The organism is Vibrio sp. A11 (assembly GCF_013048705.1).
Taxonomy (GTDB): domain Bacteria; phylum Pseudomonadota; class Gammaproteobacteria; order Enterobacterales; family Vibrionaceae; genus Vibrio; species Vibrio metschnikovii.
The window spans coordinates 1-13,550 of the sequence record NZ_VHSI01000001.1 but is presented as its reverse complement, the minus strand read 5'-3'; the positions used below and the strand labels follow the sequence as shown (position 1 = coordinate 13,550).

15 protein-coding genes and 1 pseudogene are annotated in these 13,550 nt (G+C 44.8%); 9 read left to right on the top strand and 7 right to left on the bottom strand.

Annotation, left to right across the window (positions count from 1 at the left end; translation table 11 throughout):
* Window positions 1–88: 88 nt before the first annotated feature.
* Complete coding sequence (locus FKQ60_RS00080; RefSeq protein WP_170905815.1) at window positions 89–823, bottom strand: RNA methyltransferase; 735 nt, start codon at window positions 821–823, stop codon at window positions 89–91.
* 84 nt (window positions 824–907) lie between these two features.
* Window positions 908–1,366: a PACE efflux transporter gene (locus tag FKQ60_RS00075; RefSeq protein ID WP_154168355.1), complete on the bottom strand. Its 459-nt coding sequence runs from the start codon at window positions 1,364–1,366 to the stop codon at window positions 908–910.
* Window positions 1,367–1,455: 89 nt separating this feature from the next.
* On the opposite strand from FKQ60_RS00075, the gene FKQ60_RS00070 reads away from it, so the two are divergent.
* Complete coding sequence (locus FKQ60_RS00070; RefSeq protein ID WP_161438903.1) at window positions 1,456–2,343, top strand: LysR family transcriptional regulator; 888 nt, start codon at window positions 1,456–1,458, stop codon at window positions 2,341–2,343.
* Window positions 2,344–2,541: 198 nt separating this feature from the next.
* The gene (locus tag FKQ60_RS00065) at window positions 2,542–2,847 is read left to right on the top strand and encodes a DUF6482 family protein (RefSeq protein ID WP_170905814.1); all 306 of its coding nucleotides are present in this window, start codon (window positions 2,542–2,544) and stop codon (window positions 2,845–2,847) included.
* Between the two features lie 86 nt (window positions 2,848–2,933).
* Here the strand turns inward: FKQ60_RS00065 and blaCARB are convergent, their stop codons facing one another.
* Complete coding sequence (gene blaCARB / locus FKQ60_RS00060; protein ID WP_170905813.1) at window positions 2,934–3,824, bottom strand: CARB/PSE/RTG family carbenicillin-hydrolyzing class A beta-lactamase; 891 nt, start codon at window positions 3,822–3,824, stop codon at window positions 2,934–2,936.
* 160 nt (window positions 3,825–3,984) lie between these two features.
* Between blaCARB and FKQ60_RS00055 the strand changes: the two genes are divergently transcribed.
* The gene (locus tag FKQ60_RS00055; RefSeq protein WP_170905812.1) at window positions 3,985–4,521 is read left to right on the top strand and encodes an RNA methyltransferase; all 537 of its coding nucleotides are present in this window, start codon (window positions 3,985–3,987) and stop codon (window positions 4,519–4,521) included.
* A gap of 113 nt (window positions 4,522–4,634) precedes the next feature.
* Here the strand turns inward: FKQ60_RS00055 and FKQ60_RS00050 are convergent, their stop codons facing one another.
* Genes FKQ60_RS00050 through budA form a run of 3 tightly spaced genes read right to left on the bottom strand, consistent with a single transcriptional unit; the run spans window position 4,635 to window position 7,914 of the window.
* Window positions 4,635–5,393, bottom strand: coding sequence for an SDR family oxidoreductase (locus FKQ60_RS00050; protein ID WP_170905811.1), 759 nt, complete (start codon window positions 5,391–5,393; stop codon window positions 4,635–4,637).
* Entirely contained in the window at window positions 5,390–7,096 is a 1,707-nt protein-coding gene (alsS, locus tag FKQ60_RS00045; protein WP_170905810.1) for an acetolactate synthase AlsS, read from the bottom strand. Before alsS ends, FKQ60_RS00050 begins: the two co-directional genes overlap by 4 nt.
* Window positions 7,097–7,128: 32 nt before the next feature.
* Entirely contained in the window at window positions 7,129–7,914 is a 786-nt protein-coding gene (gene budA, locus FKQ60_RS00040; protein ID WP_170905809.1) for an acetolactate decarboxylase, read from the bottom strand.
* A gap of 108 nt (window positions 7,915–8,022) precedes the next feature.
* On the opposite strand from budA, the gene FKQ60_RS00035 reads away from it, so the two are divergent.
* The 6 genes from FKQ60_RS00035 (at window position 8,023) to cdd (ending at window position 13,216) form a co-directional block, all read left to right on the top strand.
* A complete protein-coding gene (locus FKQ60_RS00035) occupies window positions 8,023–8,910 on the top strand; it encodes a LysR family transcriptional regulator (RefSeq protein ID WP_170905808.1) in 888 nt (295 codons plus the stop codon).
* A 55-nt stretch (window positions 8,911–8,965) separates the two neighbouring features.
* The gene (locus tag FKQ60_RS00030; RefSeq protein WP_170905410.1) at window positions 8,966–9,352 is read left to right on the top strand and encodes a DCC1-like thiol-disulfide oxidoreductase family protein; all 387 of its coding nucleotides are present in this window, start codon (window positions 8,966–8,968) and stop codon (window positions 9,350–9,352) included.
* Window positions 9,353–9,626: 274 nt separating this feature from the next.
* Entirely contained in the window at window positions 9,627–11,069 is a 1,443-nt protein-coding gene (gene sbcB, locus FKQ60_RS00025; protein ID WP_161426336.1) for an exodeoxyribonuclease I, read from the top strand.
* 32 nt (window positions 11,070–11,101) lie between these two features.
* The gene (locus tag FKQ60_RS00020) at window positions 11,102–11,488 is read left to right on the top strand and encodes a CidA/LrgA family protein (protein ID WP_158143958.1); all 387 of its coding nucleotides are present in this window, start codon (window positions 11,102–11,104) and stop codon (window positions 11,486–11,488) included.
* The gene (locus FKQ60_RS00015; protein ID WP_154168373.1) at window positions 11,488–12,165 is read left to right on the top strand and encodes a CidB/LrgB family autolysis modulator; all 678 of its coding nucleotides are present in this window, start codon (window positions 11,488–11,490) and stop codon (window positions 12,163–12,165) included. The genes FKQ60_RS00020 and FKQ60_RS00015 overlap by 1 nt, the downstream gene beginning before the upstream one ends.
* 163 nt (window positions 12,166–12,328) lie before the next feature.
* Entirely contained in the window at window positions 12,329–13,216 is an 888-nt protein-coding gene (gene cdd / locus FKQ60_RS00010; RefSeq protein ID WP_170905409.1) for a cytidine deaminase, read from the top strand.
* Between the two features lie 33 nt (window positions 13,217–13,249).
* Here cdd and FKQ60_RS00005 read toward each other — a convergent pair.
* Window positions 13,250–13,441: pseudogene (locus tag FKQ60_RS00005) on the bottom strand (EAL domain-containing protein); the annotation flags it as partial.
* Between the last annotated feature and the right edge of the window lie 109 nt (window positions 13,442–13,550).

Genomic DNA, 13,550 nt, shown 5'->3' with positions numbered 1-13,550 from the left:
ACACCAGCTTAGCGCTGGTGTTTTGCTTTATACCCAAACGACGTGGAGTAGCCATATCAAATAGCAATAGGGTACACGAAAATAGTGATTAGCTATGTTGACGACGCATATTATCTAGAATAATTCCTGTCGCCATCGCCACGTTCAATGACTCTGCTCCACCAAACGCCGGAATAGTAATTTTATCAGTTACCCATTGCGCAGCCGGTTCGCGGACACCATGAGATTCACTGCCCATCAACAAAATCCCTTGGGCACTAAAGGAGGTTGCATGGACACTTTCCCCCTCTAAAAACGCACCATAAACGGGTAAATTGGCTTGTGCCAAGTAATGCGGTAAATCCACCAAACTCACTTGAACGCGACCAAAACTGCCCATAGTCGCACTGATGGTTTTCGGATTATAAGGATCAGCGCAATCGACACTGGCAACAATATGTTTAATCCCATACCAATCTGCGACTCGAATAATCGTGCCTAAATTACCAGGGTCAGAAACACCATCTAAAGCAATCATTAAACCTTGTGCTTTGGGGACTTCAACCTTCGGGATCTCGACCACTGCTATCGCGGCATTATTACTGACCAACGTACTGGCTTTGGTCAACTCATCCAGTGACGCTTCAGTGCAAGCGTAACCCACTAAACTCTTCGCATGCAGGTTAAGAAACTCAGCGGTAGCGAAAATGTGCTGAACGTTAAAGGCGCAATGAGTCAATTCAAGGACATTTTTTTCACCCTGAACCAAAAATAAGCCGTGCGCTTTACGTTGTTTTTTTTGCCCTAACGCGCGCAGTAATTTGAGTTGGTTTTTTGAAATCATGATTTTATCCCAGATGAAAGCGCGCCGATTATAAAGTAAAGCGCCCTAGAGCTAAAGAGCACTAGGGCGTTGTGGCAACAATCGTTACGAAGAAATTCTCTTCGTTTCTACTCTCTTTCCTATTTTTAACCATTTAGCTAGCGCACGATAAGGCTGATATTTATCGTATAACCAGTTAAATCCTAAGGTATAAAAGAGGAAAAACGTAATAAAGACCGCTTCTAAAGCTAAGGTTTCTAATAACGACATTTGTAAAAACCAGCCAACAAACGGAATCGTGATCAGTAATAACCCGCCTTCAAAGCCAAGTGTATGACCAATGCGCATCATTAAACCACGTTGAATCCGCTCACCACCAAACCACCTATCAAAATACACGTTATAAATATAGTTCCATACTGTCGCGGTAACACTCAGAATGATACTCACTAACGCCATATCACCCGTTCCTTTACCAGAAAACCACGCAGCAAGGGGCACCATCATTAATAGTGCAATAATTTCGAAAACCACAGCGTGAAAAATACGCTCATTCCGACCCATGATGAATTACCTCAATTCAGCTATTCAAGAGTCATCATTTTATCTACAATAAGGATACTTAAAAGTTAGATACCATCGGTAAAAACGATATGTTCAACATCGATCAGCTGCGTGCTTTTGTGAAAACCGTAGAAACAGGCTCGTTTTCCTCAGCAGCAAGAGAACTTGGCAAAGCACAATCAGTGATCAGTCAGCACATCATCAATATGGAATTAGATTGCGGGGTCGATCTCTTTGATCGTAGTGGACGCTATCCAAAGCTAACCGCTAAAGGGGAAGAGTTAATGCCTTATGCACAAGCGACATTGATTCAGCTTGCTCGCATGAGTAGTAAAGCATCACAGCTCTATACCCCTGATGCCAACCAATTAATTTTAGCGATGGATGAAGGAATTCCGCTCGCTAAACTGCCGATTGCTTTACGTCAATTAGAACAAGCCTTTCCTCACCTTCAGATCGAGTGCTTAATGGCCTCAAGCCGCGATATTATTGAGTTAGTCGAATCAGGACGCGCCACCACTGGACTGATTTTAAGTGAACCAGACTTACCCACTTGCTTAGATTTTTTCAGTTTAGGTCATATCGCCTTTGATGTATTTGTCGCTAAACATCATCCACTGGCTAACATACCGATTACACACATTGATGAGTTAAGACAATATCGACAGCTCACCGTGCGCTCTAAAAACAGTCAATTTAGTAGCTTAAATCAAGCCTTTAGTCCGGACATTTGGTACACCGATAACTATTACACAGTTCTAGAATTGGCGGTGAACGGCTTTGGCTGGTCCTTTTTACCTAACCATCTCGCGCAAAGCGTGCCCAATGCGCTGACTCGAATTAATGGCACGTTCACCAACTTTGCATGGGAGGTTAATATTGACCTGATTCAACACCAAAAATGGAATACCGATCCTTTGCACCAGCAAGCACGTAAAGCTTTATTAAGCTTATTTAATGACTCGACAGATGAATAACCCGCGTCATCTATACCCAAACAACTTGGAGTTGCAGGTAGGCGGCAAGTGAGTGAATCCCCATAAGCATAGACAGACGATGTGATTGGGTGAATGAACGTAGCCAACACCGCTGTAGCTTCAAGTACGAAGGGGATATAACGTTGAGTGATCGCCTCTCAATAAGCCAACGTATTGGTTAATAATCAAGGAGGAATCATGAGACAAACACTGACCACGCTAGAAAAGTACTTTTATATCAATAAGTTAATTATTCATGCATTAGATATGGCGCTTTATCAAGCGTCAGTAATTATTGATGACCAAGAGTATTGGGTAGTCGATAACAACGATAATCTGTTAAAGGCCCACTCTATCGTAGAAATGCAAAAACGTTGCAGAAAGCTGAATACACAGCAGCAAGTGCTACGCCATCAAAGTCCTTATGATGAGATGATTGGCCCCCCAACTCGACAAGGTGATAATACTCTCGAAGTCCCTCTTCGTGATAATGGTTACTACTAAAGATAAAAACCGTAAGAGTGGTGGTGAAAAAAGTCGTAGGGATTTTTTCACCACCATTTTTTTATGCTTGTCTGTTATACCATTACTTACTGATCGCGGTGATAATCATTGCTGTCGATATAGTTATCAAAAATCGCTTTTCCAATCTTAACGATTGCCTGATTTCGCTGCTCGATTGATGCTTCTGTTTGAGCGATATAGATACTAATAATAATTGGTGATTGCGTTTTGCTCCAAACGATAGCAGTAATACTCCTTGCGCCAAAACCTCCAGCACCAGAACGATCGCCTATTCCCCAACCATTAGGTAATACCGAACGCAATAAGTTATCCGTGACTTGATTATTTATCATCCACATTAACAATTTTTGTTGGCTCGATTCAGAAAGTACAGATCCAAATAGTAGTTCATGGAGAGTAATGACCATTGCATTTGGCGTGGTCGTATCTCGAAGATCATTCAGTAATCCTTGATTCAAATCCGGTTCGATACGATCTAAGCGGGTGACTTCGTCACCCATTGCTCTGATAAAACTGGTAATGCTTTCTGTGCCGCCGACAGCCTTAATAATCATATTAGCGGCCGTATTATCACTCGTAGACATCGTTGCCTGACAAGCATCATCGAGTGTTATTTCTTGGCCTACGTATTGCTCGATAATCGGCGAATACGTAACAAGATCATTTTCTTCTATCTTTACTTTACTAAGCGGATCAATATCACCTTGCTCTGAATCATGTAATAACTTGGCACAGGCGATTGTTTTAAAAGTACTTGTCAGAGGGAACCGTTCCTCTCCTCGATAATTCCAATGTTCACCGGTTTCGGTATTAAAAACAGCGACACCTATACGAGCAGAAAGTTGCTCCTCGATTGATCTTACCTCTTGCTCGACTCGCGTTAACTTTTCGCTAAAGGCAAACGATGCTGAAGGCATTAAAATTGAAAGGGCTAAAAAAACGCTTAGTATTCTCATAATGACACGCTCATAACTTAGATTGATCACCATTCTACCGATAAATTATCTACAATAAAATCAATAGGAACAGTACGTACTCCTATTCGATTCAATATTTTGCTTATCCTCTAAGATTTTGGCGCTATACTGCTCGCCCCAATTTTAAGAGGAAAACGTTGTGAACAATGAAACGTCAGTGATCATTGGCTTATGTAACCCGAAAAGCCCAACCAATGTCGGTGGTGTACTGCGTGCGGTGGGGTGTTATCAAGCTGATGCGATTCGTTATACGGGAACCCGTTACGACCGAGCAGTGAAACTGCAAACGGACACCAAAAACCGTCAAAATAGCATTCCCCTGATCGCCGTCACTGATATCACCGCAAATTTACCGAGTGGTTGCAAAATTGTTTGTGTGGAACTGGCAGAAGGCGCGACGCCACTGCCTGAGTTTGTTCACCCTCCACAGGCGCTTTATGTATTTGGTCCTGAAGATGGCTCTATTCCTCAAGCCATTATCAATCAAGCCGATGATGTAGTCTATGTCCCGACCGTGGGCTGTATGAATTTAGCCGCTAGTGTTAATGTATTACTGTATGACCGACTTGCCAAAACTAACGCTGACATCGATCATCAACAGCAAATCATTACCAATCGCGATGTCAAAAACCGCTTGAAGTTTCAGCGCAACAAACTCAATCCAGCGAATGATTAATCGAAAACTCTCTATCTCTTCCCTCATCACTGTGTTTTGATTCATTCGAACAAAAAGCCAGTACGCTCTACACTCATACTGGCTTTGCTGTGTAAATCATCGTGAATTGCGGATTAGACGATTTTCGGTTGCCCATCTGAGGCCGTCGCGCCACCATCAACGGGCAAATTCACACCATTGATAAATGAAGCATCATCACTGGCTAAAAACGCGACTACCGCAGCTATCTCTTGTGGTTCAGCGGCACGCCCTAATGGGATGCGTTCATTAAATTTATTTCGCACTGAATCAGGCCAACCATTGGTCATATTGGTTTTCACTAAGCTTGGGCATACCGCATTGATGCGAACGCCAGCTAAACCATGGTCTAGCGCCATCGCACGCGTTAAATTGACGACGGCTCCTTTCGTTGCACAATAGAATGCTGCGCCCCAATCACCACCTAAACCAGAAACCGACGCGGTATTAACAATGCAGCCACGGGTTTTCAATAACTCTGGTAAGGCAAATTTCGCGCAGTAAACCACCCCATCGATATTGACTGCCGAAATTTTCTGCCAGTCTTCTACGCTGCATTCCAGTACCGTTCCGGGAATATGAATCCCCGCGTTGTTGACTAAAATATCCAGTTGACCAAAGCGCTCTACGCAAGTTTGCACCAAGGCCGCCACTTGCTGGGCATTTGATACATCCACTTTTTGCGCGGCAACACGAGACTTATCAAAATACTCTAAAGCATTCAGCAACTGCTCTTGATCCCAGTCGGCGAGCATCAGTTGAACGCCTTCATCATATAAACGCTGTGCAATCGCTAAACCAATGCCATTAGCAGCACCGGTGATGATCGCGACTTTATTCGTTAACCCTTTCATAGTAACACTCCTTCATTATTGATTTGAAAAACAGGATCTTGATGCTGCTCACTACGAGCCTGCATGAGTTTGTAGTTGTCTGAGTAATCGACTGGAATCGCGACAACTGCTGGCCCTTCGACTTCCATGGCTTGGCGAAGAATAGGCATTAATTGATCCGCTTGGGTCACGGCAAATCCATGCGCACCAAACGATTGCGCGTAAGCTTGAAAATCAATTGGGCCAAATTTTACCCCTGAGCTGCGTTGATATTTTTGTTGTTCCTGCATTTCGACCATGTTGTAAGCATGATCAACCCAGATAATATGGACAATGTTGCACTTTAAGCGCACCGCGGTTTCTAATTCCATGCTCGACTGCATAAAGCCACCATCACCAGAAACCGAGACCACTTTATGCCCAGGTTTTAATAGGCTCGCAGCAATCGCCCAAGGTAGCGCAACGCCCATGGTTTGCTGACCATTCGAGACCAACATCTGCCGAGCTCGAAAGCAGCTTAAATAGCGCGCAATCCAAATATGAAAGCTCCCCATATCAAGGCACAAGGTTGTATCGGGTGTGATGATCGCCTGCATGGTTTTAATCAAGCTTAAAGGGTGAAAACCTGCGGCTTTCTGCTTAATCGGATAGCTTTTGATGATATGCCTTTGCTGCGTCACTTCTTCTAAAATCGATAATGCCGTAGGCGATAAACGGACAAATTCCGTCATCTGTGCACAAAGGGCTTCTAACGTTGCTCCAATATGACCAATCATTTCAATACAAGGTTGGTAGTGTTGTTGGTACTGTGCTGGTTCAATATCAATATGAATGATCGGGCAACGACGCGCATTCCATAGCTCTGGGTCGTATTCGATCGGGTTAAAACCGATGGTGATGATTAAATCCGCATCTTGCAGTAACACATCTCCCGGCTGATTATTAAAAAGTCCGACTCGGCCAGCAAAATGGTGATAGTAGTTAATATCCACCGCACCTGCCGCTTGATAAGTGCCGACCACCGGTAACTGCGTTTTTTGTAAAAATTGACTGATCATAGAGGCGGTGACTTGATCGCTCGCATGTAAGCCAAGCAGCACCACGCAGCGCTGCGCTTTACTGATCCGATTGGCGGCCTCTTCAACCGCCGCCAGATCAGCATAACCGGTTGGGCGATAGCTAGGTGGGATGACTAAATCGGTCTCCGTTTGATCACTTAACACATCTTGCGGAACGCTGATAAAACATGCCCCTTGACGACCAGACTCGGCAATTCGAAACGCATTAGCCATGATTTCACTCGCCGCATCAACATGCTGGATCTCTGCGCTGTATTTGGTTACCGAGCGAAAAATGCTCACGGTATCCATACTCTGGTGAGTCTGTTTTTGCTGGTAAGTTCGTTTTACCGCACCACCAATAGCCAACATCGGATCGCCCTCGGCGTTGGCCGTTGCAACGCCAGTCACTAAATTTCCACATCCCGGTCCTGAGGTCGCCAAGGTGACTCCCGCTTTACCAGTTAAGCGGCCCATGATACCAGCCATAAACGCGCCATTGGCTTCATGTCTCACCGGGATCAGCTCAATGCGGGTATCTTCAAGTGCGTCAAATAACCGATCAATTTTGGCACCGGGTATACCAAACACATAACGAACGCCTAAAGTTTCTAACTGTTGTGCGATTAACTGCGCGCCATTGCGCAAGGTATGATGAGAAGACATAACGTTTCCTTTTTGACTGACAAAGTATTGGATTATTTTTCAGCCGCTTCGATGGCGGAATAAAGATCTTTTGGCATCAGTTCGGCATCAAGAAACTCGCTCGATATCGGTGTATCAATCACTAAGCGCGACACACGACCGATTTGTAAAAAACCCGATGAAACAACGTAATCCTGAACATGACCGCCCCCCGTTCTCGCTTGATCAATAAAGTGCTCATGGTAACCGGGGACATTAATCCCCGTGGTGTATCGCGGACTACGAAACCCTGCCATCACCCCCGATTGATGTTTAAAATGAAACGTTGGCTGCTGTTTGATCGCTTCGAGCATCGGCCGATAAGGACGCTGCTGTTTAGGTACGGTGCGGGTTTGGACTAATGGAAAATCCCCTTCAAGCCGAATCGCGCAAAATACATTGTCACTAGGCACCAAACGATCGATAAGCTGATGCACTTCCTGACGAGTTAACGTGTCATTAATGGGCAATTCAATGTCTGGTTTAAAGAAAGTAAACACCGCAAAAGGCGTTTTTTGATCAAGTTGAGCAGGATGCGCTGAGCCATTAGCGTGCAATTGGAATACTTGACTATCAAAAGCGATCAATTCGCCATCTAATTGATTAAATGTCCCTAAACCGAAGTCTCCGTGTTTAAGCAGTTCGGCAATCGTTGTCGAACCTTCATAGACACCAGCAATCAAGGCACTCATCAGCGAAGTCTGATAAATCTCCCCTTCTCCCGAACCTTGCTGATAATGAGCAAATTGTTGTGCAATTTGCTGAGGACAAGAACAGACCGCAGAGATAAAACGTTGCATCATTCAATCCTAATATGAACTAAAGCGTACATTTAGATTGACTTGCTATGCGCAACAAATCCAATATAAAAAAGATTTATTTTGATATGAAAAAAATATGGATGAACCATGGAATTTCGCTACATGAAGTATTTTGTCGCTGTCGCCAAAGCCAAGCATTTTACCCGCGCCGCTGAGCAGTTGGGCATCGCCCAGCCACCACTCAGTCAACAGATCAAAAAGTTAGAGGATGAGCTTGGGGTCACTCTGTTTAAGCGTCTGCCTCGTGGTGTGGAGCTCACGACTGCCGGTGAAGTGTTTTATCATGACGCGCAGCATATTTTAGAAGAAGTCGAACGCTGCCAACGCAAGTTAGAACAAATTGCACGCGGTGAAAAACAAGAACTGCGTATCGGTTTTGCCTCCTCAACCGCCAGTAGCCGCAGCGTTTTAGAGAATATCCGCCAATTGCATGAACAGTATCCAACTCTCCATTTAATTGCCGTTGAGCACTCAATGCCTGAGCTCGTTACGTTACTTAAACAACAACGTCTAGAGCTGGCTTTTCTGCGCTTGCCTTGTTATACCTGTGAGTCACTCAACCAACAGATCTTATTTGATGATCCTTTTGTGGCTGTCATGCCGATTAATCATCGATTGGCCGCTCATTCAACACTTTATTTGGCGCAGTTGCATAATGAGAATGTGCTGATGTTTCCTAGAGATACTGGACCCGCGTTATACGATCGTATTGAGGCAGCTTTACATCATGCCGGCGTACATATAGCTCAGCCTTACGCTGCACCACAACTGCGTACCGCGATTACCATGGCACAAGCCGGTTTTGGTATCGCCATTGTACCGTTATCTTTAACTGAGCATCTCGACCAATCCGTCGTTATACAACATCTCAACGACATGCCTTTTGTCAGCCAGGTCGCATTGGTATGGAATAGCCGGCATCATCACCCGTTAATTAATACCAGCATCCAATGTATGCGCAGCCCTAAACAGTGATCGACACCGTCACGAAGACGTATAATAAGCATGATAATGTTAACCGGACCCAACCATGACTAAATTAACTTTATTTTATGATGCCACTTGCCCATTGTGCGTTAAAGAAATGGATACTCTTAAGCGACTAGATAAAAAACAATCGCTTAAGATGATTGATATTTATAGTGAGGATATTGCCGCTTATCCACAGATTGATATTGAGCAAGCAGGCATTATTTTGCACGGATTAGACGAATCACAGCAACTGATTCTCGGCTTAGACGCGGTGCATCGTGCTTGGCAATTGGTCGGAAAAGGTTGGATTTATGCTCCACTACGTTGGCGATTGATTAAACCTTTGGCCGATAAAGCGTATTTGTATTTTGCCAAGCACCGTTATCGTTTCTCGTTTTGGTTAACTGGCACCGCTAAATGCACTAATAACCAATGTTCGCGTTAACTATTTTTCTTTAGCGCCTAGATTGACATCAATTGAAAGCCAGTTGCTTGTGCAAAGCGCGATCGCTCTTGCATTGTCAGTGGATATGATCAGATACTTAGCCTATCAATACTGCTCAATCATTTTCTAGTGACCGAATACTAATACTCCGCCGATCTCGCTAACCAGATCGTGCCATTGGTTACTGGCTGTGGTTGTATCGTAATGTCCAAACCGACGTCATCAATGAGAGCAGCAACTCTCTTTATCAATCGACGGAAAGATAAGGCCTACTTTGAAAAATTCCAGACCTCACAACGCAGATCATCAACCGACATTTTTCTTCCTAGATTATGAAACGTGGGGGACGAGCCCAGCCAAAGATCGTCCCAGCCAGTTTGCTGGTGTGCGTACCGATATGGACTTTAATATCATTGGCGAGCCGCTGGTCATCTATTGTCAACTGCCCAGCGACTATTTGCCCTCACCAGAAGCCGCTTTGATAACGGGTATTACGCCACAAAAAGCGATGGCAGAAGGGTTGCCAGAACCAGAATTTATTGCCCGCATTCATGCTGAACTGGCCACGCCGAATACCACCAGTTTAGGCTATAACAGCATTCGTTTTGATGATGAAGTAACTCGCTATACCTGTTATCGGAATTTTATTGACCCCTACGCTTGGAGTTGGCAACAAGGCAACTCACGCTGGGATTTACTTGATGTGATGCGTGCTTGCCATGCTTTGCGCCCAGAAGGTATTGAATGGCCTGAAAACCAAGAAGGCTTTACCAGTTTTAAACTGGAGCACCTTTCTAAAGCCAATGGTATAGAACACAGCAATGCTCACGATGCGATGGCTGATGTGATTGCCACCATTGAGCTCGCAAAAAAAATCAAAGCCGCACAGCCTAAGCTGTTTGATTATTTCTTATCGATGCGCCATAAGCGTAAGCTGATTGATTTGGTTGATATTGTTAACATGACGCCATTAATGCATGTCTCTGGCATGCTAGGACGTGAGCGCAGTTACACCAGTTGGGTTGTACCTATTGCTTGGCACCCCACCAATCAAAATGCCGTAATCGTGGTCGATTTGGCGAAAAATCCCGAGCCGTTATTTGAGTTAACCAGCGAGCAACTCTTACAGCGCCTCTATACTAAACATGATGACTTGGCAGAGGGTGAGCTACCTGCGCCAGTTAAGTTGATTCATTTGAATAAGTGCCCCATTTTAGCCCCAGCGAAAACCCTTACCGCTGAAAATGCCGCCACCATAGGTATTAACCGCGAGCAGTGCTTGGCTCATCTTTCGCAAATTCGTCAACAACCAACATTGCGTGAAAAGTTAGTGGATGTGTTTAGTGCTGAACGTGATTTTTCAGCCAGCAGTGATGTCGATAGCCAACTCTATGATGGGTTCTTTTCTCCTTCCGATCGCGCGGCAATGGACATTATTCGCTCTGCGGCGCCGGAGTCGCTCGCTGATTTAGATATTCAATTCAGTGATCAACGCATTGCGCCCCTGCTGTTTCGTTATCGAGCTCGTCATTATCCTTGGACACTCAATGAAACAGAACAGCGCCGCTGGGCAAGCCATTGTCAAGATTACTTTGCTACTCAGTTACCAAGTTATATGCTCAACTTAGAAAATTTGGTCGAGCAACATCAACACGATGCTAAAAAAATCGCCATACTGAAAGCGGTGTATCATTATGTTGAAGCGCTGGCTTCTTAAACGGCTTATAAAAAGAAGGCTTTATTAACGCTATGATACCTAACTTAGCCAAATTATTGAAAACGACCGCGCAGTACGTAGTCTCAATGGGACTGATTTTCCTCTGTCTTTGGGCTGGAGTTAGCCTACAACATTGGTTAGGAATTACGATTCCAGGCAGTATTTTTGGCTTGTTGATTTTATTTGCTTTACTGGCTGGCGGTCTCGTTCCCGTCGACTGGGTTCGGCCCAGCGCGCATCTTTTTATCCGTTATATGATTTTGCTGTTCGTACCGATCAGCGTCGGTTTGATGGTCCATTTTGATAGGTTATCCGCTAATCTTTGGCCGATTCTCGCCAGTGCGATTGGCGGTACCGCTTTGGTTTTAGTTTCTCTTGGCTATGTGCTTGATCGCTTTCTCAAAAGAGGCAAAAAATAATGTGGTTACTGGTTACGCTGATGGTGTTTTTTTTCGCTCGTTGGGTAGCACAAAAATACCGTTCACCTTTGGTCAACCCATTGTTGATCTGCATCGCTATCTTAATTCCGTTACTGATCGTTTTAGAGGTTCCTTACCAAGTCTATTACGCCGATAACCATTGGATCAGTGATTTACTCCAGCCCGCCGTCGTGGCGCTGGCCTACCCTCTTTACGAACAGCTGCCACAAATCCGTTCGAATTGGCGGATTATTCTATTAGCCTGTGGGGTGGGAAGTATTATGTCCATGCTCACGGCCAGTATTATTGCCTTATCAATGCAAGCGGATGTCGCGTTAGTCGCTGCCTTGATGGGCAAATCCGTCACCACACCGATTGCCATGGAAGTGAGCAGTAATTTGGGTGGAGAGCCCGCTATCGCCGCCATTCTTGTCCTGTTGGTGGGGTTATTTGGCGCGATTATGGCCTACCCGATTTATAACCTGCTTAATATTACCCACCCGATTGCCAGAGGCTTAACCACAGGGACTGTTGCTCATGCTCTGGGTACTGCAACCTGTGCTGAAAAAGATCCTCGAGACGCGGCGTTCAGCTCGTTGGCTCTTGTGCTCTGTGGTGTAATCACCTCCATTTTAGCTCCCGGCTTGTTTGCTTTTAGTCTATGGCTTTTTTATTAAACTCGCCTTGTTGAGGTTTTGGGGAATTCGATGGGTATTATGTGTGACCTCACTCTAATTATGAAAAATGAAATCAATTTACATTTAAAAAAGTGATAACAATCACAGATTGGCCGCGATAATTATCTAAAATGGAGCTCAATTGACCAATTAAGGATGAATTATGCATAGCCGAATTGAACAGGCATTATCACCAATGCCAGCCGCGCTTACCGAGTATCTAACGCCCATCGTCACGGCTGATCATTTTGATGCCACCCTTTCTGCTGATCAATTCAATCAATTACTCGCCTTATCGGGATTAAGTGACGCCGATCTCAGAGTCGCTTTATTGCCACTCGCTGCCGCTTATGCGTACGTACCTATTTCAAATTTTCATGTGGGGGCGATTGCTCGAGGAGTAAGTGGACGACTCTATTTTGGCGCTAACATGGAATTTTCTGGAGCACAGCTAGGACAAACGATTCATGCAGAGCAAGCCGCGATCAGCCATGCGTGGATGAAGGGTGAACAAGGTCTAGCCAGTATGACCGTTAACTATAGTCCTTGTGGTCACTGCCGACAGTTTATGAATGAACTGAACACAGCTCCCTCTTTAACCATTCAACTGCCACAACGTGAAGAAAAGTCCTTACAGTATTATTTACCTGAATCTTTTGGTCCAAGTGATTTGGGAATTCAATCTGCATTAATGACCCCGATTGATCATGGTTACCGTAGTGATGAGCAAGATGCATTAATTCAAACCGCCATCGGCGCACTCAACCGTAGCCATGCCCCTTATACTAATAATCTCAGTGGCGTAGCTTTGCGCAGTACTTCTGGTGCTGAATACAGCGGCGCTTATGCCGAGAATGCCGCTTTTAATCCAAGCTTACCACCGTTACAAGTCGCGTTAATCCAATTGCGTATGGCTGGGGAAGAATTCACCGACTTAGCGGGCGCTGCGTTAGTCGAGATGGCACAAGGTCAAATCAGCCATTTAGCCGATACACAAGCCACGTTAGAAACGATTAATCCAGACCTTCCATTGTCTTATCTTGCGTTGTAACCATGACGTTCCAACCCTACATCGCTCGTCGGTTTAGGGTTGGAGTAGTGTCAAAAAATGCTCCTTTGCCTGCTCCGAAGTCATCGGTTTATAAAAATAGTATCCTTGGATTTCATCAATATCCCACACCAGCAATTGCCTAAGCTGATCGACACTTTCAACACCTTCAGCAACCGTCGTCATACCCAGCTCTTGAGCCATATAGATAACCTGAGATCTGGTTAAGCCAGAACTAAGCAATTACTCTCTAACAGCTCAAACTCTTGAGCTGTTAGATCTAGACTGGGCTTTTTATCCCTCAAGCAGTACGCGATTAATCCGCCCAACAGATTCA

Coding starts and splice junctions, on each gene's coding strand:
- FKQ60_RS00080 (WP_170905815.1), bottom strand. CDS start 823: ATGATTTCAAAAAACCAACTCAAATTACTGCGCGCGTTAGGGCAAAAA.
- FKQ60_RS00075 (WP_154168355.1), bottom strand. CDS start 1,366: ATGGGTCGGAATGAGCGTATTTTTCACGCTGTGGTTTTCGAAATTATT.
- FKQ60_RS00070 (WP_161438903.1), top strand. CDS start 1,456: ATGTTCAACATCGATCAGCTGCGTGCTTTTGTGAAAACCGTAGAAACA.
- FKQ60_RS00065 (WP_170905814.1), top strand. CDS start 2,542: ATGAGACAAACACTGACCACGCTAGAAAAGTACTTTTATATCAATAAG.
- blaCARB (WP_170905813.1), bottom strand. CDS start 3,824: ATGAGAATACTAAGCGTTTTTTTAGCCCTTTCAATTTTAATGCCTTCA.
- FKQ60_RS00050 (WP_170905811.1), bottom strand. CDS start 5,393: ATGAAAGGGTTAACGAATAAAGTCGCGATCATCACCGGTGCTGCTAAT.
- alsS (WP_170905810.1), bottom strand. CDS start 7,096: ATGTCTTCTCATCATACCTTGCGCAATGGCGCGCAGTTAATCGCACAA.
- budA (WP_170905809.1), bottom strand. CDS start 7,914: ATGCAACGTTTTATCTCTGCGGTCTGTTCTTGTCCTCAGCAAATTGCA.
- FKQ60_RS00035 (WP_170905808.1), top strand. CDS start 8,023: ATGGAATTTCGCTACATGAAGTATTTTGTCGCTGTCGCCAAAGCCAAG.
- FKQ60_RS00030 (WP_170905410.1), top strand. CDS start 8,966: ATGACTAAATTAACTTTATTTTATGATGCCACTTGCCCATTGTGCGTT.
- FKQ60_RS00020 (WP_158143958.1), top strand. CDS start 11,102: ATGATACCTAACTTAGCCAAATTATTGAAAACGACCGCGCAGTACGTA.
- FKQ60_RS00015 (WP_154168373.1), top strand. CDS start 11,488: ATGTGGTTACTGGTTACGCTGATGGTGTTTTTTTTCGCTCGTTGGGTA.
- cdd (WP_170905409.1), top strand. CDS start 12,329: ATGCATAGCCGAATTGAACAGGCATTATCACCAATGCCAGCCGCGCTT.